This is a genomic window from Psychrobacter sp. FME13, from assembly GCF_014861395.1.
In the GTDB taxonomy this organism is placed as follows: domain Bacteria; phylum Pseudomonadota; class Gammaproteobacteria; order Pseudomonadales; family Moraxellaceae; genus Psychrobacter.
In genome coordinates this window covers 1-2,773 of record NZ_RRYV01000241.1, presented here as the reverse complement: position 1 = coordinate 2,773, position 2,773 = coordinate 1, and the positions used below count along the sequence as shown (strand labels likewise).

The 2,773-nt window shown below is 39.0% G+C and carries 2 protein-coding genes and 1 pseudogene; all 3 read right to left on the bottom strand.

Translation table 11 applies throughout. The features are described from left to right. Positions 1–142: 142 nt before the first annotated feature. Positions 143–1,207, bottom strand: a complete 1,065-nt coding sequence (locus EI164_RS15480) for a hypothetical protein (RefSeq protein ID WP_192520855.1) — start codon at positions 1,205–1,207, stop codon at positions 143–145. Positions 1,208–1,359: 152 nt separating this feature from the next. Continuing rightward, the gene (locus EI164_RS15475; protein ID WP_192520853.1) at positions 1,360–2,472 is read right to left on the bottom strand and encodes a hypothetical protein; all 1,113 of its coding nucleotides are present in this window, start codon (positions 2,470–2,472) and stop codon (positions 1,360–1,362) included. 150 nt (positions 2,473–2,622) lie between these two features. After that, a pseudogene (locus EI164_RS17225) lies at positions 2,623–2,773 on the bottom strand (IS30 family transposase); the annotation flags it as partial.

Genomic DNA, 2,773 nt, shown 5'->3' with positions numbered 1-2,773 from the left:
AATTATCTACTTTATAAGCTTTACCTAAGGTGTCGTAGGTTCCGTTTTTTCCGCGGCCTATCATGTCGATCATCGTTTTACTCCGCCGTCTTTGTTAAAGCACTCTTATATGCCTAGATAGCTTGTTTATTGTTGTTTTTATCTAAGCAATCACCAGCATCACATACAGTATCGAACCGATAAACCATGTCGCATTCACGGCGATGCCTGAATACCATTTAAGTTTGACCTTTGTGTTTTCATTATCAAAGGCGGCTTGGCGCTCAGCGGTGACAGGCAGTACATTATATGGGTTGTTTTTTCCATCCCACATGAGGCGACGCTGCACTTCAGGATGTAATGCAGGGTTGGCACTCGATTGATAAATATTGCCTTCAGCTAGATCTAAGTAGCTCACCGTACACGCTCTCAACCAGCCCATAACCGTCACTTCATGACGTAAACCTGTCAAACCTTTGTCTTTCTTCTCTTGAGCGATATCAGCACAAGCCAATAGCGAGGTGCTGATATCTGTCGGACAAGCGTGAGCGTATCGTGGGTCAAGCGGTAGCTCGTCTGCTGGACGTTCCATATAGGTACGAATAAACGTCCACTGATCATAAGGACTAAGCTGCATGTCTTCAAGGTTGATGCTTTGGATGGTTTGATTTGTTTTCGGATCAATCACATGCAGATTCAAGGCTTCAAAGACAACGCCTTTGTTACGTCTAACCGACGCGACAATATCTTTGTAGTTAATTAGATGGAAGATAGGCTCTTGCTTGCGGTTATGTTCGTAATAAGCAAGCTGTTGTGTTTGTTTTAGCAGTAAGATTTTGTTGTAGTAGGATTTTTTGTTTTTAAGTTGTTTTAAAACTAAATATGATCCAAAACCAAAAACTATCAGGAACAAAGTAAGCATGATTATTAAAAATAGCGCTGCGTATTCAAAATCTTTGACAAATATATAACTAGATACTACTACTAGAAAGAAAAACAAGCCTTGCCCAAACAACCAACTAAAAGCATAAGCCATTAAAAAACCAACTAATTGATGCGAGTTGATAATCGGGTGAAACAGTAAATAATCCGGGTTTACCTCATGCACATCACGGCTCAGCTTCTCTATACTGACTACTTTTTCTCGATGCGCAGGTATGCTTTTTTCCCAAGGTCGACTCAGGAGCTTTTCGATGGGATGTGTATTATTAGGAGGATTGTAAATCATTGATATATATTACCTAATTACAGGCTTATTTTTGCTAAGCATTATATGTCACTACCGCCCAAGCAAACAGACTGACGTTAATCGCTATCGCTACTATCCATCTGATATTCACTTGCCAGTTTTTACCATCAAAGGCCTTTTGAGGCTCTTCATCAATCAGAAATCGGACTCAGATCACGCTTATCTATCCAGCCAAATTTAGTACCCTCTTTATAAGCAACTTTCACCCAGTCCTCATTTTGATCAAAAGCTTCAATCAAATCACCTTTGATATAATAGTTTGGTTTCGACCGTGACTTGAATTTTTCATTGAGGATTTCTGCTTGATCTGTTTTGACCGTGTACTTGGTCGGAGGTAGGGGACAGTTTCTGACAAGCTCATCAGCTTCTGTTGGATATGAACCAATCAGGGTAATAAAATCATCTACACTTGTATTATTGTGGTTGATACAATAATACTCTTCACCAGTTGGCATAGAGCCCTCAGCTGATGCGTCTGATATATACCACTTACCGTTTTCAAATGCATAGTAAAAAGTATATCCCGATCTCCCTGTAGAATATTGAGTGCTTATAATAAATCCTAAATGGTCTCGACGCGGTAATATGTTGGAAACAGACCAACCTGAATCAGTGGTATAGCTGTGCGTATCTAAGCTTAGTGTGTATTTACCACTTTTGTCTCCAATAAGCACATAGAGCTCATCGCCTTGAAATAAATTATTATCGTCATTGATACGACTAATCACTAAGTCGTCTATGTCATCTGCATTGACATCGAAAGTAAATATTTCAAATTGGTCTTGCGATAGGCTTTCTTTTATAGCCTCAGGAGGTATTAATCCATAGAAATCAATTTTTTCAATACTGCCATCTAAATTCCAAGCTTTCCATACACCTATCTTTTCTCCTTCTTGATACTCCCCAATGTAAGAATAAACGTTAGGATCATTATTATATTTCCTGAAGCAGAGCCCATCCTTTTTGCCATATTCGCTTCTGCACTGATATGTTAAGACACCATCTTCATTCCAGCCTCTAATAACACCATGTGCTTCACCGTTCACGTACGTATCTTCTTGCCACTTTTCCCCATTTTCATAGTAATGAATCCAAGTCCCTGTTGGCATGTTGTTTTTATAGTGTGATTCTATTCTTTTATTACCAGACTCAAACCATACGGTTCTTGCGCCTTCTCTTGGATAATAATTGTTAGGATGGGCGGCGTCCTCGTTATCTACATATTCTAGTTTGCCATCAGTCAAAATATACGGATCTGTAAACTTATCTCCTGAGATAAAAAAGTCTTGTACTAAATACCTATCGTTAGGCAGTTCTTTAATAAGCACTCGATAATAATAAGCATCTGACTTAGTAGATTTTTCAAGACTTAGATTAACACACCAAGTGCAACGCTAATTAATATTATAGAACGCCTGCATAGGCGTCTTAAACCCTAATCGTTTTCTTGGTCTGTTGTTTAATTTGTTCTCAATGTCCTGCATCTCATCATCAGAGACTTGTCTAAAGTCACAACCCTTAGGCAAGTACTCTCTGATAAGGCCG

Excerpts from the sequence above, each read along its gene's own strand:
- EI164_RS15480 (WP_192520855.1), bottom strand. The coding sequence starts at position 1,207 with ATGATTTACAATCCTCCTAATAATACACATCCCATCGAAAAGCTCCTG.